General features: G+C 48.6%; 12 protein-coding genes and 5 pseudogenes. 14 read left to right on the plus strand and 3 right to left on the minus strand.

Going from position 1 to position 19,170, the window contains the following annotated elements; translation table 11 throughout:
- The first annotated feature begins 358 nt into the window (after positions 1 to 358).
- The 6 genes and pseudogenes from QL223_RS09575 to QL223_RS09600 form a co-directional block, all read left to right on the plus strand.
- On the plus strand, positions 359 to 1,444 hold the full coding sequence (locus tag QL223_RS09575) for a porin (protein WP_002536757.1): 1,086 nt from the start codon (positions 359 to 361) through the stop codon (positions 1,442 to 1,444).
- A 186-nt stretch (positions 1,445 to 1,630) separates the two neighbouring features.
- Positions 1,631 to 2,521: a LysR family transcriptional regulator gene (locus QL223_RS09580; protein ID WP_281544591.1), complete on the plus strand. Its 891-nt coding sequence runs from the start codon at positions 1,631 to 1,633 to the stop codon at positions 2,519 to 2,521.
- Positions 2,522 to 2,900: 379 nt separating this feature from the next.
- A complete protein-coding gene (locus tag QL223_RS09585; protein WP_281544592.1) occupies positions 2,901 to 4,106 on the plus strand; it encodes an acetyl-CoA C-acetyltransferase in 1,206 nt (401 codons plus the stop codon).
- Positions 4,107 to 4,117: 11 nt separating this feature from the next.
- Positions 4,118 to 4,789, plus strand: a complete 672-nt coding sequence (locus QL223_RS09590) for a CoA transferase subunit A (protein WP_281544593.1) — start codon at positions 4,118 to 4,120, stop codon at positions 4,787 to 4,789.
- Entirely contained in the window at positions 4,786 to 5,466 is a 681-nt protein-coding gene (locus QL223_RS09595) for a 3-oxoacid CoA-transferase subunit B (RefSeq protein WP_002536766.1), read from the plus strand. Before QL223_RS09590 ends, QL223_RS09595 begins: the two co-directional genes overlap by 4 nt.
- A gap of 76 nt (positions 5,467 to 5,542) precedes the next feature.
- Positions 5,543 to 5,821: pseudogene (locus QL223_RS09600) on the plus strand (Mobile element protein); the annotation flags it as partial.
- A 202-nt stretch (positions 5,822 to 6,023) separates the two neighbouring features.
- On the opposite strand, the pseudogene QL223_RS09605 reads toward QL223_RS09600, so the two are convergent.
- A pseudogene (locus tag QL223_RS09605) lies at positions 6,024 to 6,221 on the minus strand (Lateral flagellin); the annotation flags it as partial.
- Positions 6,222 to 6,272: 51 nt separating this feature from the next.
- Positions 6,273 to 6,488 (minus strand): annotated as a pseudogene (locus tag QL223_RS09610) (diguanylate phosphodiesterase); the annotation flags it as partial.
- Between the two features lie 314 nt (positions 6,489 to 6,802).
- On the opposite strand from QL223_RS09610, the gene QL223_RS09615 reads away from it, so the two are divergent.
- From QL223_RS09615 to QL223_RS09650, 8 genes and pseudogenes are all read left to right on the plus strand, one after another.
- Positions 6,803 to 8,740 carry an ATP-binding protein gene (locus QL223_RS09615; protein WP_002536776.1) on the plus strand — a complete coding sequence of 646 codons (1,938 nt, stop codon included), beginning with the start codon at positions 6,803 to 6,805 and terminating at the stop codon, positions 8,738 to 8,740.
- A gap of 4 nt (positions 8,741 to 8,744) precedes the next feature.
- The gene (locus tag QL223_RS09620; protein WP_039849641.1) at positions 8,745 to 10,091 is read left to right on the plus strand and encodes a sigma-54 dependent transcriptional regulator; all 1,347 of its coding nucleotides are present in this window, start codon (positions 8,745 to 8,747) and stop codon (positions 10,089 to 10,091) included.
- A 232-nt stretch (positions 10,092 to 10,323) separates the two neighbouring features.
- Complete coding sequence (gene phnD, locus QL223_RS09625; RefSeq protein WP_002536778.1) at positions 10,324 to 11,364, plus strand: phosphate/phosphite/phosphonate ABC transporter substrate-binding protein; 1,041 nt, start codon at positions 10,324 to 10,326, stop codon at positions 11,362 to 11,364.
- 84 nt (positions 11,365 to 11,448) lie between these two features.
- Positions 11,449 to 12,219 carry a phosphonate ABC transporter ATP-binding protein gene (gene phnC / locus QL223_RS09630; RefSeq protein WP_002536779.1) on the plus strand — a complete coding sequence of 257 codons (771 nt, stop codon included), beginning with the start codon at positions 11,449 to 11,451 and terminating at the stop codon, positions 12,217 to 12,219.
- A complete protein-coding gene (gene phnE, locus QL223_RS09635) occupies positions 12,207 to 12,998 on the plus strand; it encodes a phosphonate ABC transporter, permease protein PhnE (protein WP_281544594.1) in 792 nt (263 codons plus the stop codon). Before phnC ends, phnE (QL223_RS09635) begins: the two co-directional genes overlap by 13 nt.
- Positions 12,998 to 13,801, plus strand: coding sequence for a phosphonate ABC transporter, permease protein PhnE (phnE, locus tag QL223_RS09640; protein WP_002536781.1), 804 nt, complete (start codon positions 12,998 to 13,000; stop codon positions 13,799 to 13,801). Before phnE (QL223_RS09635) ends, phnE (QL223_RS09640) begins: the two co-directional genes overlap by 1 nt.
- Before the next feature lie 135 nt (positions 13,802 to 13,936).
- A pseudogene (locus QL223_RS09645) lies at positions 13,937 to 14,113 on the plus strand (FliH/SctL family protein); the annotation flags it as partial.
- 5 nt (positions 14,114 to 14,118) lie between these two features.
- Positions 14,119 to 14,259 (plus strand): annotated as a pseudogene (locus tag QL223_RS09650) (succinyl-CoA--3-ketoacid-CoA transferase); the annotation flags it as partial.
- A gap of 681 nt (positions 14,260 to 14,940) precedes the next feature.
- Here the strand turns inward: QL223_RS09650 and QL223_RS09655 are convergent.
- Entirely contained in the window at positions 14,941 to 18,507 is a 3,567-nt protein-coding gene (locus QL223_RS09655; RefSeq protein WP_281544595.1) for a calcium-binding protein, read from the minus strand.
- Positions 18,508 to 19,170: the final 663 nt, after the last annotated feature.

Raw genomic sequence — 19,170 nt, forward strand, 5'->3', positions numbered from 1 at the left:
AACGACTAATGATAATTTGCTCATATCGAGAAGTGTGTCGCAAATCACATTTTTGTTTTCTGGGTGGATATTGGTTAATTATTGAGCGGTTAATGGATTGTTATTACTGGGGTTTTGTTGAATCAAAGATGAATGATTAACCTCACTAAATGTGGTTTTGTTTCACTTTTGTGACTGTGTATTCAAATAATAAGGAATTTTATTAAGAATAAATAACTGGGCGATTTTTAGTCAATGTAACTGTCAATAGCTTATTTTGTTAATTTTTGTAGCGTTGAACTCTGTGTTTTCAGAATGTTAATTTTCATCTCGCAGCATTTTGCAAATGGAATTTATAAGAAATACAGGAACGTATTCTATGAAAAAGACACTTTTAGCAGTAGCAATCCCGGCAGTACTTGCAGCAGGCAACGTAAACGCATTTGAAGCATACAGCGGCGACGCTGGTTCGGTAGAGGTTTACGGTCAGCTTCGCGCCACTCTGGCTAAAGCACCAGAAAAAGAGCTGACGCTGAACGATGGTAGTTCACGTGCAGGTGTTAATGCACAGTACTCAGTGACTGACGACGTAGACGTATTTGCAAAACTGGAATACAGCATCAGCTACGACAAAGATGCGTTGGAAAATCGTCTGGGTAACTTCGGTTTCTCTGGTGACTTCGGTAAAGTCATTCTGGGCAAACAGTACCTGACAGCTGATGACCTGTGGGGCGTTGATAACTCTTACTTCTACGGTGGTTCTCACATTCCTGAGGGTACTATCTCAGGTGGTAAGCACGATAGCGCTGTTCGTTACATTTTCGAAAACGATGCTATCTACATCGATGCAAGCTACGCCCTGCCAGAAGATAAAGCCAACGCTGAAGTATTTGAACTTTTCGGTCGTGTGAACGTTGCTGGTTTTGATGTGACTGCTGGTGTTTCTCTTGCAGAACAAGAGCATGCTTCTTTCAAAGTGTATGAAAAAGACGCGAACGGCAAAGTTACTGACAACGTAGATTACGAACTGCAAGCTGGTTCACTGGAAGATCTATACACCTCTATCTGGGTAGAGCGCTCCTTTGGAGATCTGAATGTAGGTGTTCAGTATGCTCAAAGTGAGATTGAGAGCGACGTGAGCGATCTGAAACTTGATCGCCAAGGCTATGCACTGGCGCTGAGCTACGCACTTTCTGAAAAATCATCAGTATATGGTGGTTACGAAGTGAGCGAGTACGATGCTAAGTTCACCCAAGAATCAATTGATGAAAGTGGTGACGCGACCAACGCTTACTTGGGAGCAGTACACAAGTTCAACTCGTTCTTCCGTGTGTACGGTGAAGTAGCGCTGGCAGATGGTAAAACTGCGGGTTTCACCAACAACAAGAACGATTGGGCAGTTGCACCTGGCTCTTCCGCTGACAGTGAAGCATTCTACGCAATCGGTGCACGCGTATACTGGTAATAAATCAGTAAAACACGCTTAAACTTCACACTGTCTTTAAAGCCCAGCAGGATGCTGGGCTTTGTTGTATCTGCTTGTTGTGTTGAGAACAAATCCAAAAACTGCCGTTGGCGCACGTGCAAAAGTTAACCGAATATTTTACAAAGAGATTTAGCACATGTTCTGGCTCAGCTTCGGAGAGATTCCATGCTCGATAAAATGGCGTTCTTTATCTATGTGATCCGCACTGGGTCGATTTCCTCTGCAGCGCGCCATTTTAACGTTTCAGTGTCGGCAGGCAGTCGCTGGCTTCAGGAGTTAGAGCAGCACTTCGGCACGACACTTTGCCATCGTTCCAACCGCCTTTTAGAAGCAACCCCGGCTGGCCAGACGCTTTATGAAGAGTTCTCGCCCATTGTCGACCGAGCCGAGCGTATCAGCCGTAAGCTGGAAGGCTTTCAGGATCATGAAAAAGGCCACATCAACATCGCCTGTACGCCAGTTTACGCCAATCATTACCTGATGGATAAAATCACCGAGTATTCCAGACTCAACCCGAAAGTGACCTTCAATATTAATGTCACGCCTTGGGCGCTCGACCACGCCAGCACGAGCGATTTGATGATCAGTGCTAACGCGCGGTTTCAGGGTTATAGAGAAAAGGATCTTATGCTGGTCAAACGAGAGCTGTTGGCTTCCCCCTTTGTGGTCGTTGCTTCTCCCAACTACACAGAAAAGCAGGGCTTACCGACGCAACCGGAAGATTTGCAGGATCATGCCTGTCTGGTGGCGACCACACTCACAGGCAGTAACGAATGGATTTTCCTAAAAGGTCTGGAAACCATCGTCATGAAAGTGCCGAAAACCATTGAAGTGAACGACAGCGACCTGTTGCTCCGTGGCGTGACTCAAGGGGCTGGCGTGGCTTATCTGCCGCAGTTTGTGACTGAATCTGCGATTGAAAATGGCGCGCTTGTCCCGCTGATGCAAGACTTTGAAACCAGTACCTGGAGTCTTAATCTCTATTATCACCCTTCTGGGGTTGCCTCTCCCGTTGCCAGCAAGTTCAAGGACTTTCTGCTGGAAAACCCCTGCTGATATTATACCCAAACGACCTGAAGCTGCGCGCATTCAGAGGTCATCAATGCGTTCAATTCGAGGCAAATTTCGCGAGGAATAGTCATTCTATTTCCGTGGAGTTTAACGAAGAAGTGGGCGCATTGATGGCCTCCCTTCGGGCGAGTTGACTGACGCCGTGCTCTTTGTTGTTCCTTTTTGATGGAGATGACTACACCGGCAAAGGAACGCCGCGATCACAACGCCAGTCAATCTCGCTGAATCCTGCATCTTCAGGTTGTTTGGGTATATTCTTTTGCTTTGCATTTTCGCAAAGCTGCTTTGAATTTCTGCCTATATCGCCACTTTCGCCTCTCCCATACACTGAAAACCAAACAGTGGACATGGGAGTACGGGCGGTATGGAACGCATCTTTATTGTGGCGGCAAAGCGCACGCCAATCGGCAGCTTTAACGGTTCTTTGGCGTCATTATCAGGCGTTGATCTCGGCGCGCACGCGATGAAAGCGGTGGTCGAGCAAGCGGGTATTGAACCTAAGCACATCGACGAAGTGATCGTCGGTAACGTGCTGACAGCTGGCGTTGGCATGGGGCCGGGTCGACAAGCCGCTATCAAGGCGGGCGTGCCAGATATGGTTCCTGCATACACCCTCAACATGATTTGCGGCAGCGGTATGAAAGCGATTATGGACGGTGCCAGCCATATCCGTGCAGGTGACGCGAAACTCGTGCTGACCTGCGGCATGGAAAGCATGTCCAATGCCGCTTACGTAACGTCGGGGCAAATCCGCCGTGGCGTTCGTATGGGTCATCAAATGCAGGAAGATAGCATCATCAAAGACGGTTTGACCGATGCCTTCCATCACTATCACATGGGCGTGACGGCTGAAAACATAGCGACCCAATGCAATATCAGCCGTGAAGCGCAGGATGAATTCGCCCTACATAGCCAACAGAAAGCCGTGAATGCCATCGAAAAAGGTCACTTTGCGGCAGAAATTTCCCCAGTCACTGTCACTGAGCGCAAACGCCAGTTTGAAGTGAAAGACGACGAATACCCAAAAGCCAATGCCACCTTAGAAGGCTTGCAGGCACTTCGTCCCGCGTTCGATAAACAAGGCAGCGTCACAGCAGGTAACGCGTCCGGTATCAACGATGGCGCTTCGGCTATCCTGCTGGCATCAGAAAGTGCGGTGAAGCAACACAATCTCACGCCTCTGGCAGAGCTGGTGGAATACGGCCAAGGTGCGCTTGCCCCTGAAATCATGGGACTGGGCCCAGTCTCTGCAGTCGCTAATACCTTGAAGAAAGCCAAAATGACCATCGAGGACATGGACGTATTCGAACTGAACGAAGCCTTTGCTGCACAAGCATTGGGCGTGATTCAGGGGTTGTCAGAAGCACACCATGTCGATGAAAACTGGCTGCTTGATCGCAGCAACCTCAGTGGCGGGGCGATAGCGCTTGGTCATCCCATTGGCGCGTCTGGCAACCGGATCGTGACGACGCTGGTTTACCAACTGCAACGTACCGAGAAAGACTATGGTCTTGCCTCCTTGTGTATCGGTGGCGGTATGGGCACCGCGTTAATCCTGAAACGTTGCTGAGGTGATAGAGCATGAAAAAAGCCGCGACCGCACAACAGATAGAAAGCCTTTTGCACGATGGCATGACCATTATGATTGGAGGCTTTATGGCAACAGGTGCTCCAGAGCGTCTGATTGATCTTCTGATCAAAAAAGACATCAAGGATATCACTTTGATCACCACAGACACTGGTTCTCCCGGTCGAGGTTCAAGCCGCCTTATTGCTGAGAAGCGGGTGAAGAAGCTGTATGCCTCTCACATCGGCACCAACCCGGAAACGGGCAAGCAAATGAACGATGGCACGCTAGAAGTCGAGCTGGTTCCCCAAGGTACGCTGGCAGAACGTATTCGAAGCGGCGGTGCGGGTTTGGGCGGTGTGCTCACGCCAATTGGTCTTGGCACCATTGTGGCGGAGAACAAGCGGGTGATTGAAGTCGATGGCAAAGCCTACCTGTTGGAAACGCCGCTGAAAGCGGATTTGGCACTGATCCGGGGTTCGAAAGTGGATCGTCGTGGTAACGTCTTTTACAGCAAAACGACCCAGAACTTTAACCCTTTAATGGCCACTGCAGCAGAGACGGTGATTGTGGAGCCCGAGCAGCTTGTTGAGCTCGGTGATATTGAGCCAGAAGCGGTTCACACGCCAAGTATTTTTGTTGATCACATCTTTGTCGATCAGAGCTCAGTGGAGGACAACCAATGACAGCGCAACTGGATAAAGACACCGTCCGCCACCGCATTGCATGGCGCGTTGCCCGTGAGATGAAAGACGGCGATATTGTGAACCTTGGCATTGGCCTGCCAACGTTGGTGGCGAACCATGTCGACAAAGACGTCGAGTTGTTGCTTCAAGCTGAGAACGGACTGCTCGGTATCGATCAACTTGCTTGTGAAACCACCAAAGATGCCGATTTGGTCAATGCAGGCGGCCAGCATATTACCGCTGTCGACGGTGCCTGTTACTTCAACAGTGCGGACTCGTTTGCCATTATCCGTGGTGGTCATGTTGATGCGACGGTGCTGGGTGCGCTACAAGTGGATGAGCGCGGGAATCTCGCCAACTGGATTATCCCAGGGAAAATGGTGCCCGGTATGGGCGGTGCAATGGATTTGGTTGTCGGTGCGAAGAAGGTGATTGTTGCCATGGAGCACACGGTGAAAGGTCAGCCGAAACTGCTGAAACAGTGCTCATTGCCTCTGACTGCTGCCAATCAGGTGAATTTGATTGTGACGGAAATGGGCGTGTTTGAAATCAATGAGAGCGGCATGGTTCTGACTGAGCTTGCGCCAGAATTTTCCATTGAAGAGGTGCAGGCTGCCACCGAAGCGACACTGTTGGTGTCGCCGAATTTACGCCCGATGCAACTGTCGGCTTGCTAGGGCCAAGAAAACAAAAAGACCACCGAGAGGGTGGTCTTGTTATCTTCGCGGTTAGGCGACTGCGCTATCTCAGTACCCGCGAAAAGACATGCCTGACGGCATTCCCTTTCGTTTAATCGATTATCTGGAGTTGGTTGACTGGACGGGCAGGCAAGTGCGTGATGATAAAAGAGGCCATATTTCTGATACGCTACCGCCATTGCTGGAGCGCCTTGGCATTGAACCAGCTTTGTGGTTAAAAACGGCGTCAAACATAGAGGTTGGAAATATGGTGGGTTCCGAAACGTCCATCAAAGCAGCCTTGCCGCTTCTTCAGCGTCAAAGGGCATCGGGTCTGCGCCTGCCTGACAGTTGATCCCTCTTTATTCTGCTATTTTCTGTCAATCAGGCCTAAGCCTGATGTTTTTGTTGCTTGAAATCTGGGTAAATCGTAACGAGCGCCACCCAGACTGAGAACTAAGGTTAGATTTTCAACACTTGCGACTGGGTATCGTGTTCACCACGTTGAGGGGACACGGGTCTTTGGTTGCTTTCTTAAAGTGTGTGTCCCTGTTAGTTCTCATTGCCACGTTCATGCCGCGGGTCTGGCTGTCCAGGCGGTTTGCGATTTGCAGGCCTGCTGCATCGTCAGCTGCTGAGTTGACGCGGTAACCAGTGCTAAGACGCTCCATCGCATTGTTCAGAAGGTTGCTCGTGTTGTTCAGAGTATTTTGAGTAAGAAGCGACGCATAGTTAGTGTGCATTGATAAAGCCATTCTAAGCTCCTTGGTTAACTGCTTATCAGGCTTCGGGTTCTCCCCTGCTCACTGAAAACGACTTTGACGGAGCGTGAGATAAAGGCTGTAAAGGTCGAGTGCAAAACGCATGCCTTCGGATAGCTCAAAGCGGTAGACACTTTGTTCACCGCGGCTACCGAAGCGCAGTGTCACGTGCTGATAGAAAACATCCTCGGTTTTGACATCGCGGATGGCCTGGCACACATGTTTAAGATCGTTCTGGCGAAAGGCGTCGAGGATCAGCATGTCGTCTTCCGTGTCGACGTGCTGTTCAATCAACACAGTGAGCCTTTAAAGCATCAACTGGTGAACGTTTAGATTTGTCAAAGTTTCCCTACCTAAAGAGTCTGTCGGTGTATTTATGCATTGTGTTTGCCAAAAGGGTATAGGCGACCTTTTATTAGCAAAAGTTAAATTGAATGAGAGGCTTGGCGACGAGGAGGTCTTCAGAATAGCGCGTTTTCAATGGGGTACAGTGATGTGTTATATAGTTGTTAGTAATCACTTCATCAGTTAGTGAATGGAGTGGGTGGTCATTCAGGGACGCTCTTTTAACGCCTATGGTTGTAAATGCAAAAGGCACCTCTTTAGAGGAACTTAAAACGCAAGAAACTCGCAAAGGCAGGTTCAAGTGGCGGGGGATCGAGGTTCGCCTTGGGCTTGCGCTCGCTATGTTGTCGATGGCGACATTGCTACTCGCACTTTTTAGTTCGGTGACTTACGACAAACTTGAGTCGGCGTTGGTTGAGCTCAAAGAGAAAGATATTGTCGCGCTTGAGCATGCCGCCAGATTGAACGACATGGTGCGTCTGGTGATCAGTGACGCCTCTCAATTGGCCGATGCCGAATCAAACCTCGAAAGAAGAAACACCATGACCAGGGTGGACAACAGTATTCAGGAAATGAACCAAATACTGGTGCATTTCCCAGAGTATCACGCCTATTTCAAAGACCTGATGATGCAGGTAAACAATAGCTTGAGCTTGCTTTATCAAAGTGCGGAAGATTCCCGAAAGCTGAATGCTGAATTGAGGAATTTGCTTGAAGGTTTTTATCCACTGCTTCAACAGGTCATTGATGAGCTCGATAAGCTTCCGGCGTCGGATAAGTCGAAACTCCAGTATGGTCAATTGAAGGCGCTACTCTTTTATCAGCTTGGGCTGGTGGAGAAGCTGTTCAACGACGGCAGCTTCAATGAGCTGGATTACACCACGATTCGTTTGGAACAGCTTGGAGAGGAGTGGTTCGATCTGTGGCAAGCGAGTGGGCTGGCAAAATCACTTCCAGCACTGGATGAAAAGCTCTCCGTGATTTACACGTTGGCGTCCCGTTCCAGTCATTTAGTCAGGTTGAAAAACCAGGCGCTTGAGCATCATTATCAGCAAGCGTTTTTGCTTGAAAACAGCCGTGAATACTTGCACCAACTATCTATTCAAATTGAGCGCAATACCTCAAATGTGAATCTGGAAATTGATCAATCCATTGCTCAGGTCCAGCAGTCCTTGGCGTCAAACCGGAACTTCTCCCTTACGCTTTCTGTCATCAGTCTGATTGCCGCTGCGGGTATTGCTTGGTTCTACGTGCGTAAAAACATTTTGGAGAGACTGCTGCACCTACGCGATGAAATGTTTGCGATTTCAACTGGCCATCTGGATACAGAAATTGCGTTGAGAGGCCAGGATGAAATTACGCAAATGGCCAAGTCTCTGAAAGTGTTTCAGGCCACAGCAAAAGTGGTAAAGCGCACCAACAAAAAGTTGGAGGCCGAAGTCGAAGAGCGACGGTTGGCGGAAGAAAGATTAAGGGTGACACAAAATGAGTTGGTTCAGGCGGGTAAGCTTGCCGCACTGGGACAACTGAGTGTTGGTATTACCCACGAAATCAACCAACCATTGACTGCTATTAGCAGTCATACGCGCAGCGCTCAAAAATGGCTGGAGCAAGAACGCACAGACAAGGCGTTGCAGAACCTTTTAAAAATTGAAATGTTGCTGAGCAAAGTTGCTGCGTTAACGCATCATTTGAAAGCCTTCTCCAGAAAGAGTGATGGCAAAATTTCCCCCGTTGAAGTCATGCCAGTTATCAATGATGCCATCGCGTTGTTCGTCAGCCGGGATGTGCCGATTGCATTGGATTGTCACCTTGACCAGACCCAGAGTGTGATTGCCAATCCTATTCGTTTGGAGCAGGTCTTGGTCAATTTGCTCAGCAACGCTGTCGATGCTGTCGAGAACACAGAGAACCCGCTGATTGTGATGTCGGTGAACTGTGATGAAGAAGGCGTGAGTATCAAGGTCAAAGACAATGGCAAGGGAATACCCAGCGAAGATATTCCTCATATTTTTGACCCGTTCTACACAAGAAAAGATGTTGGTAAAGGTTTAGGGTTAGGGCTGTCTATTGCATTCAATATCATTAAAGATTTTGGCGGTTCTATCAGGGTTTATTCGCAGCCCGGGCAAGGCAGTGAATTTGTAGTACATCTTGAACAAGGCTAAAGAGATGATGGAAAAACGCATCACGCTGATTGACGATGAGATTGATGTCGTCGAAGCAGTCAGTGAAATGTTGGAATTAGAGGGATTTACGGTTTCAGGATTTACTGACCCCAAGGTTGCATTGAAGTTACTCACGCCGGACGCTGCTCATGTCGTTCTTTGTGATGTGCGGATGCCTGAGTTGGATGGTCTCTCCATGCTGGACGCTATTCAACACAGGGCGCCAAGATGCAAAGTGATCCTGATGAGTGGCCATGGCGATATTCCGATGGCTATCGAAGCTATGAAGCTGGGAGCTTTTGATTTTATCGAGAAGCCGTTGCAAAGCGATGAGCTGGTTGAAAAGTTGAGCCTTGCAGCTTCTCATGTAGAGCAATCTCCAGATCTTACATCAGCACAAGCCTTGCCTATCGAAAGCCGGGTGATTGGCTCCTCGGCGCACATGGAAATGATAAGAAATCAGGTGTTAGCTCTGGCGCGCACAGGCGTCGATACCATCATCAACGGGGAAACCGGCACAGGGAAAGAAGTGATTGCGCGGGCATTGCATCAGTATTCTGCCCGCAAAGACAAAGCGTTCGTCGCGATTAACTGTGGCGGGATGACAGAGAGCATCATTGAGAGTGAGCTATTTGGACATGAGGCGGGGTCTTTTACCAGCGCCAATAAAAAGCGCATTGGTAAAATTGAACAAGCCAATGGCGGTACGCTTTTTCTGGATGAAATCGAAAGCATGCCGATATCCGTTCAAATCAAACTGCTTAGGGTGATTCAAGAGCGTGTCATTGAAAGGGTAGGCGGCAATGAGCTGATCCCCGTCGATATTGTCGTACTTGCGGCGAGCAAAGCAGATCTCTCTGAGCTCAGCCAACGGGGCGAGTTCCGATCAGACCTTTTCTACAGGCTCAACATAGCCAGCCTCAATTTGCTACCACTCAGGGAAAGAAAGGAAGATATCCAGTCGCTGTTCCGTCATTTCGTCGTTCAAGCCAGCCAAAAATATAAAACGCGTCCTTCGACGCTTTACGCAGAGCAAATCCAACAGCTGTGTCGTCACGATTGGCCGGGAAATGTCAGGGAACTTCGTAACGTGGCGGATCGGTTTGTACTTGGCATTGTTGGAGAAGGCTTTGATTTACACTCCCCCCTAACTCAGGGAACGGAGGCATTCGCGTTTGAACAGCAGATGGAACAGTACGAGCGTAACGTATTGACTGAGGCCTTGATTGAAACCTCGGGTAACATCAACGAAGTGTCCGTTCGCTTAAATCTGCCAAGAAAAACCCTTTATCGGAAAATGAAAAAGCATCAGTTGGATAAAGAGAATTTTAAACCCAGCAGGGACGGCTAAGCACTTTAAATCAAAGGAGCCATGTGGCTCCTTTTTTCGCTTTTAAGCGTTTTGGACAGGAATGACCCAAACCACTCTCTGTACCTTTTAAAACTGGACAGGAATGACCGAAGTGAAATCGGGGAATTTCGCCATAATTTTAAATATCTGAAAAATAATAAAAATATTGTTGGCATGCCTTCTGCTATAGGGAAGCTGCACATCAACAATAACGTGAATATAAGGTTCTATTATGAAAGACAGTGTAAAAGGATTGTTAATCGCTGGCTCATTGCTTCTGCCATCTGTTGCTATGGCAAATGAGTGTTCCCATCGCGGTGTTTTGGATGAAAGATACTGTGATGAAAATCAGGACTTGGTTGCAGACTCACCAAAAGACGCTTCAGAATGGATAGACCCAAGTACGTTGGTTTTCACTTATACCCCAGTTGAAGATCCCGCACTCTACAAAGATGCATTCGCCGATTTTCAGGCTCACCTCAGTAAGATCACCGGTAAGAAAGTTATCTACTACACCGTCCACTCAAACTCAGCTCAGGTTGAAGCTATGCGTTCTGGCCGCCTGCACGTGGCTGGCTTTTCAACGGGTCCAACCGGCTACGCCGTGAATCTGGCAGGTTACGTTCCAATCGCGGTTAAAGGTGATGAGTCTGGCTTTCAGGGTTACAACCTGGTCACTATTGTCCGCAAAGACAGCGGTATAAAAGAAATGGCAGACCTCAAAGGGAAGAAAGTCGCTCACACTTCTGCCTCGTCAAATTCTGGCAATCTGGCACCGCGAGCGCTATTTCCAGCACAAGGCTTGGTTCCGGACGAAGACTACAAAGTGCTGTACTCCGGTAAGCATGACCAATCCATCCTTGGCGTGTTCAATGGCGACTATGATGCTGCACCAGTGGCTTCTGATGTCTACGACCGCATGGTTGCAGCAGGTCGTGTTGATGACTCCGAACTGGAAATTATCTATCGTAGCCCGCGTTTCCCAACCTCTGCTTTTGGCTATGCGCATAACCTGAAACCTGAGTTGGTAGAGAAGATCAATGAAGCCTTCTTCAGCTATCGATTCACGCAGGAAATGAGCGATGCGTTTAAAGGTGCAGACCGCTTCTCGCCGATTACCTACAAAGAAGATTGGTCTGTGATCCGTAATATTGCGCACGCAACGGGTACCGCTTACACCAAGGCTGGCTTGAAGAAGTTGGCGGAAAAAGACGCCGCGAAACGCGCCAAGAAGAAAGCGGCTGAACTAGCCAAGCAAGCCACAACGCAATAATTCGTTAATTCAATCTAAAAAGCATGGTGCCCTCACGGGTAGGGCATCGTGCACCCAAAAATAAGGGCAACAAGGAATATGAGTATGGCCGTAGCAAGTTATGACGGAATAAAAATTAAAAACCTTTTTCATCAATACGTGGCAGGAAAGCCAATCCTCAAAGGCATTGATATTGATATTGATGAGCCGGGAATCATCGCTATTATCGGCCCTTCTGGTACCGGAAAAAGTACGTTGCTCCGTTGTATTAATCGCCTTAACGACCCAACCAGCGGTGAGATTTTGTTTGAGGGTGAGGACCTGACAAAACTCAAAGGACAAGCGCTGCGAAAACAACGTCGCCATATCGGCATGGTGTTCCAGGAATACAACTTGGTTGAGCGCCTAACAGTCATAGAAAACGTATTGAGTGGACGCTTGGGCTACATGTCGTCATGGAATGCTTGGCGTCGTAACTATGCCAAGGAAGATCTAAAGAAAGCCTTCGAATTGTTGGAATTCGTGGGTTTACAAGATTTCGCCAATCAGCGCGCAGACAGCCTATCTGGTGGTCAAAGGCAGCGTGTCGGTATTGCACGCGCTGTGATGCAAGACCCTTATATCTTGCTGGCTGATGAACCGACCTCCTCCCTTGATCCAAAGACTGCGGTTGAGATCATGGAGCTGATGGAAACCTTTGCCAAAGAAAAACAAATCCCTGTTCTGGTTAACATCCACGATGTGAATCTCGCTAAACGTTTTGCCAAACGTGTCATTGGTATGTGTAACGGGAAAGTGCACTACGATGGCAGCCCTGAAGGGATCAGCGAAGAGGATCTAAAAGTGATTTATGGAGGTGAGTCATGGCTGGACTAAACCCCTCCGTTGATGTTGAGAATCCGTTTAAGAGCTCTTGGGTAAACAGAGTTTGTATTCTCGGCATCATTGCGTACCTGTTTTATAGCTTTTCCAGTTTGAACCTTAGTGTTGAGCGTTTGATAGTGGGGTTTGGGGAGAGCGAGAGGTTACTTTCTCGTATGTTTCCCCCTGATTTTTCCCGCTCCAGCTTGTTATTGAGTGGACTGGCAGAAAGCCTTCAAATCGCCATTATCTCGAGCTTTTTTGGCATCTTGATTTCATTGTTTCTTGGCTTGTTAGCGGCAAGAAACATGATGCCATCCATTGTTTCTACTCCTGTGCGTGGCTTCATTGCTCTATGTCGCTCTTTCCACCCGGTGATCATTGCCATCCTGTTCGTAAAAGCGGTGGGCTTTGGTGCTCTGGCGGGGATTTTAACCCTGGTTTTTGCGTCCATCGGCTTTATCGCAAAGCTGTTTGCGGAAGCGATTGAGGAAATCTCATTTAAGCAGGTTGAGGCGATTAGGGCGACAGGTGCCAATTTTATCAGCGTTATCCTGTTTGCTGTGATGCCGCAGGTATTTACCCGCTTTATCGGCTTTGCGAGTTATCAATTGGACTCCAATCTTCGTAACTCAACCATGGTTGGCATCGTGGGGGCTGGTGGCCTGGGCGGTACACTTTTCTCGGCTTTCCAGCGTTTTGACTACGACTTTGTGGCAGCCATCCTGATCACCATTATCGTCCTGATACTCGTTGGTGAATTCCTGTCGAACATCGTAAGGAGAATTTTCTAATGACGACGGCTTCTATCGATAAAGAGTGGCAACGTTTCACGTTCAATGAGCGACTCGCCCGTTTTGCTGTATACCTCTGCTTTGTATCAGCCATTGTATGGTCCTGGCAGACGGTCGAGGTGATCCCGGAGTTCCTGTATGACGCACCGGCGCAGTTTTCAGACATGTTCAGCCGCATGGTACCGATGGATTACGGCTTCTATCCGGAAACCATTCATGCAGCGCTAATTGAAACCCTGCATATCGCCACTTTGGGCACCTTGTTTACGTTGGTGTTTGCGATTCCATTGGCGCTACTGAATGCACCAAATATTACCCCGAGCAAAACGCTTAACTGGGTTGCCCAGTTCTTTTTGGTGTCATCCCGCTCGGTGAATTCTCTGGTTTGGGCACTGCTTTTCATCGCGCTATTTGGACCCGGTGTATTGGCGGGAATCATGGCTATTGCTGTGCGAAGCGTTGGCTTTGTCGGCAAGCTTCTCGCTGAAGCGATTGCAGAAGTGAACATGGGCACAATTGAAGCGCTGAGAGCCACAGGCGCATCTTGGATGAGCATTCTGTTAAAGGGCTATTGGCCGCAAGTCATGCCAGCGTTCTACTCCATTGTTCTGTTCCGTTGGGATATCAATGTCCGCGAGTCTGCAGTGCTTGGTCTTGTGGGGGCTGGTGGGATAGGTGTAGTGCTGAACGATGCACAAAACCTGTTTGAATGGCAGAAGGTCTCCATGGTGCTTTTCAGTATCTTCGCCGTGGTGATATTGGCAGAAGCGCTGGTTATCCATGTTCGAAAGAAACTGATCTAAGCGCCATAGGCTCAAGCTCGTTTGCAGGATATCGACCATCAGGTGATGAATGACGTGATTGAACGCTGCATCGCACAGGTTTCCGTGGTGCAGAGCGTGCCACCCTGATCGAAATGCTGCGCCTTCATGATGAAAATGATGCCACAGCAAATCCTGACACTGGTAGATGAAACCCTCGAAGCCCTTCCGGGAAAATCGGAGAAAGTCACGGTGCATCTGAACCCGCAGGATCTGGAGCGCATCAGCCAGATCAGTGCGGATTTACCAAACGCCTGGAAGCTGGTTTCGAATTCAGAAATGCCTGTGGGAGGGTTACAGGCGTGTTTGAAATCAATGAGAGCGGCATGGTTCTTACTGAGTTTGCGCCAGAATTTTCCATTGAAGAGGTGCAGGCTGCCACCGAAGCGACTTTGTTGGTGTCACCGAATTTACGTCCGATGCAACTGTCGGCTTGCTAGGGCCAAAAAACAAAAAGACCACCGAGAGGGTGGTCTTTTTGTTTTCGCTGTCGGGCGACTGCGCTATCGCAGATGATGCTTGCAGACTAAGTCTTCAGATTAGATTATTAAATATCAACAAGTTAAATTGTGTTTTGCAGCATAAGGTTGCAAATAAATGAAGTAGAAGTTTGCAAAAAATCAGAGATGCCTTTTTAGGTAGTAGTAAAATTACAAGATTCTCTAACTTTGGTTCGTTGTGCGAATAACACCAACACTGGTTTTAGACAGAAAAGACTGGCTGATACGAGTTTGGACATAAACGTACCAGAACAGATCGGCCTAACACGATTATGGACATTTCCGAGTTACGAACCTCTGACGATTCTGACTTTTTCGGATTAGTCTAAGTACAGCGAGCAGCTGTACATGTTAACTATCCCACTACAAACAAACTCTCTTATCTACTACGACGCTGCATCAGCTCAAACTACTGGGTAGGCTATATGAAGCAGTTTATTCCTAAATTAGCTGCGGAATCTCGGTTAGAGGGAACTTTCAGGCGTGGGGGGGATGTCACCTCCGGGGATATTTGAAGAACAATGGATGGGTGCCCGATATTGCTCGTGCCGGACACAGAAAACTCCCCTGATCGCAGAGACCAGAGGAGCCAATTTTGCTTATGTTCAGCTCACGCTTCCCTTATACAAAATTCTCATCCGCATAGGTCTGGATTTCTGTCCGATCCCAGACGGTCCCATCCGCAAATGCCAGCTGTTCAATGCCGTAATAGGCCGTCGAGGAGTAGAACTGATCGTCAAACGTGATACGGGAGCCGTCAGACAGTACTTTGATGATTAGGTCATGACCTGAATGGCTCAGTTCAACATCAGACGCGTTCAGATCCTGAAACTCAAAACGGTCAACGTCCGTTGTTGAACTATGCTGGTCATCAACAAAGTCACTGCCATCACCAAGACCATAATGATAGGTGTCGGAACCACGCCCCCCATTGATCGTGTCATTCCCAGCACCGCCTAGGAACCCGTCGGCATTTGAGGAGCCATCGAGAGTATCCGCGCCATCCGTGCCGCGAACAGTAACAAAAGGCAACTCCTCGCCATCCAGATTATCTGCGAGGTTCTGAATGAAATCAGCCTTGGTCCAGACAGTCCCGTTTGCAAACTCGATGCTCTCAACGCCGCTGCCCCACTTCCCGTCGAGACTATTTCTCAGGAAGATCGAACCGCTGTCACCTGCGCCCGCTGTACTCTCGGCAATGACGATAATCAAATCCTTACCATCACGTGTAAGGCTCACGTCCGAGGCATTTATGTCCGTAAACTGAAGCTTGTCACCTGACCCATTCCAGTTGTTTTCCGTGATCACATCATCGCCATCACCGCGAGAATAGACATAGGTGTCGTTACCACCTGCACCGTTCATCACGTCATCGCCGAGGCCGCCTGTGATCATGTCAGAACCACGGAAGCCCTCAATCGTGTCGTCGCCGTCTGTCTGGGAATGAGCAATAACCATTGTCTGAAGATCGCCACGGTTCCAAACCGTGCCATCGGCAAAGACAATGCTCTCTATACCGCTGTCCCACTTCCCATCAAGGCTGTAACTCAGAACAATCGAGCTACCATCACCTGCCCCTGCAGAGCTTTCCGCAATCACAAGCGTCACGCTGGTACCGTCGCGAACAAGGCTTACGTCCGAGGCATTAATGTCCGTAAACTGAAGCTTGTCACCTGACCCATTCCAGCTGTTTTCCGTGATCACATCATCGCCATCACCGCGAGAATAGATATAGGTGTCGTTGCCACCTGCACCGTTCATCACGTCATCGCCGAGGCCGCCTGTGATCATGTCAGAACCACGGAAGCCCTCAATCGTGTCGTCGCCGTCTGTCTGGGAATGAGCAATAACCATTGTCTGAAGATCGCCACGGTTCCAAACCGTGCCATCGGCAAAGACAATGCTCTCTATACCGCTGTCCCACTTCCCATCAAGGCTGTAACTCAGAACAATCGAGCTACCATCACCTGCCCCTGCAGAGCTTTCCGCAATCACAAGCGTCACGCTGGTACCGTCGCGAACAAGGCTTACGTCCGAGGCATTAATGTCCGTAAACTGAAGCTTGTCACCTGACCCATTCCAGCTGTTTTCCGTGATCACATCATCGCCATCACCGCGAGAATAGATATAGGTGTCGTTGCCACCTGCACCGTTCATCACGTCATCGCCATGACCGCCGATAAGGATGTCATCGTTTCTAGCTCCATTGAGCGTATCGGCAAGATCAGAGCCATCAATCACAGCAGATAATGTCGTTCCGTTGGACGCAATATGCTCAAAAAGCGAAACATAGTTCTGCGAGGTTCCATTGCTCTCAAGAAGCTCAACGACACGCGAAACTACACTCGACCCGAATTCCGATGAAAGGCTGTTGGCTATAAGCCCAAGATCAATAAATTTCTGGGAAATCTGGCCTGCATCATCCATAACGGAAACTGAAGACAAAACCTGTTCGACAACGGTATCAACCGTTCCAGTAATACTGTCGCCTGATGGGCTGTAATAGAAATAGGTGAATTCCGGAACAGCGGCAGTATCGCTTCCAGAAATTCCCGTCTCGGTTAATAGGTAGGATGTCTGGATTTGGGCGATGAACTTCAACGAGAGCGAATTGATGATCTTGTCGTAGTAATTCCCCAGCATATTTCCTGTACGGAAATCCGGAGCTTCACCATCCGTCTGGGTATAATCTTCACCGTGAATAGCTTCCAAAAATGCTATGTTGTGAGCGTCAACATTTTCTCCCCAGTCCCGAACATTACTCGGGTTAACACCAGCCCAGTCCAACAGGATGCCCTCAATCTCTTCGACAAGATCAACGTAGTTGTAATCCTTGGCATTTGAGATAAGACTGGACACTCGCATATGTAAAGCCTCATCAGCAGACATTGCCGCATGAAGGCTGACAATATTGCCGTAACCCTTAAGGTTCGGCAGTTTCATGATGTCGCTTGAGTAATTGCCGTCGTCTTCGTTGACAGAAATCGTGTTGACCTGACTGTTTTCGAACCAGACATCGGCAACAGTTTTAGTCTCGCCATTTTGAACAAACGTGCCCTCTTCTGTAATTCGGCTTTCACCAACAGATTTGTCTACCGCCTCGGCTTCCAGCCTGATCTCGGTAATCCCTCGCTCAGTCAATGTTGTCAGCTCACCTTCGTCAGTGACCCCATTGCGGTTGAGGTCTTGCCAGACAAGCAGCTCGTCATAAATAGCGTCTGACGCATTGATAACGCCATCATCATTCGTGTCATGCTCGGCTAATACCTCAAAACCGCTTTGGTTGGCATCGCCAAACAGCTCGGTAATATCGTCAATGCTCCCGTTGCCATTGGCATCATGCGCCAGAAACCCGTCTGAACTGGAAATCCAGGCTGTTTGTTCAGCAAAACCGTCCTGATCAAGGTCAAAATAAGCATTGCTGTCGCTGATGTCCGTAATCGTGATACCATCACCACTCAAATCAAGGACAAGCGGATCAATCGGCGCTGAATAAAAAATACCATCCGGCTCAAACCAAGAAGCAATTTCATCGCCCAAGCTTTCAACGTAGTCCGAGATCTGATCAACCAATCCGCCATCGCCAAAGATTGGTCCATTCGGACTGAAGACGCCTTCTTCACCAAAATAAAAATCGTAAAATTCTTGAGCAACTTCTCCCATAGCCCCCAAGGCATCTGACAAGTGATCACCAAAGGATCGGGCCGCTTCCCCAATACTCTCATAAGCTTGATTACCCAACGCAGCCAGCCTATCAGCAGTAGCCTCCATACCAGCCGCCAAAGTCTGAGCAACAGTTTCTCCGAAATCTGCAATTTTATCCCGGTTATCATAAGCATAAGTTGCCGCGGCTGTGAAAGCCATAGCTGCGATGGCACCGACAACCAAGCTTCCAACAGGTACTGCTCCGACAACCAAGGCTCCAGCTGGCACAGCACTACCTACAACACCAGCGAGAACACTTGCTGCGGAACCGATTGCTGCATTACTAGCAATATCTTCCCATGTAGCTTCACGCGAAGCACCTCCAAGAGCTCCATTCGCAGCCCCGAGTGCGATTGTAATAGGTGTGCCATATGGAACAGCTGTTCCTGCGAGTTTAGTTAAGGCGCCTACCCAGCCCGCTGTAGCTCCTGTATACGCTGTGATCCCGTAACCCACAGCTTCGGCCGTTGCATTATTTCCCATTTAATATCTCCTCTTATAAAACAGAAATGGACCCCATTGGTTAGACACATAAGCTAACTTCTTAATTGTTTGACCCAGCTAATTCTGCGTATCTTTGCCTGCAGAAGTAGGAGTGAGGTGTTATGGGCATAGGATGACATGGGTTGTCCTATGGCCATGGCGGCAGCTGTGGTAGAGAGGGCGCACAGTGCGCCCAACGTCAGGGCGTAAACATGCCTCTGACAACTCAGGTTGAATTTATTCATTACCAACTGTCCTTGTGAGTTTGCTGTCAATCGCGAGATTTAAAAGCGCCCGTTATAAGATTGTCCTCTATCTCAAGGTGTGCCTGGATATCGCAAGATATCCTCGAGTTGAAATGGCTTCTTTTGGCCTAAATGTCGTCTCTGTTTGTTCATAGTCACCATGATCCACCTCCATAGGTAATTTGAGTGACTGGTTAATTTTAGAAATGACAAAGTTGGATAATATTTTCTAATGCAGGTAGGGAGTCAGCACTTTGTATTGGATCAAATACTCTAGGAAGGAAAGGGGCAATACCTTCTCAGGACCAAACCCCATCCTAACCTTCCCCTTCGAAAGGGGGGCGTTAAAAGTGCCTGTCCTGCCAACAGCCGTTTGCAGCCTTCGATATCACCCTGTTCAATGAACTTGCAGTTGACG

It is taken from the genome of Grimontia sp. SpTr1 (assembly GCF_947387585.1).
GTDB classification, from domain to species: domain Bacteria; phylum Pseudomonadota; class Gammaproteobacteria; order Enterobacterales; family Vibrionaceae; genus Enterovibrio; species Enterovibrio indicus.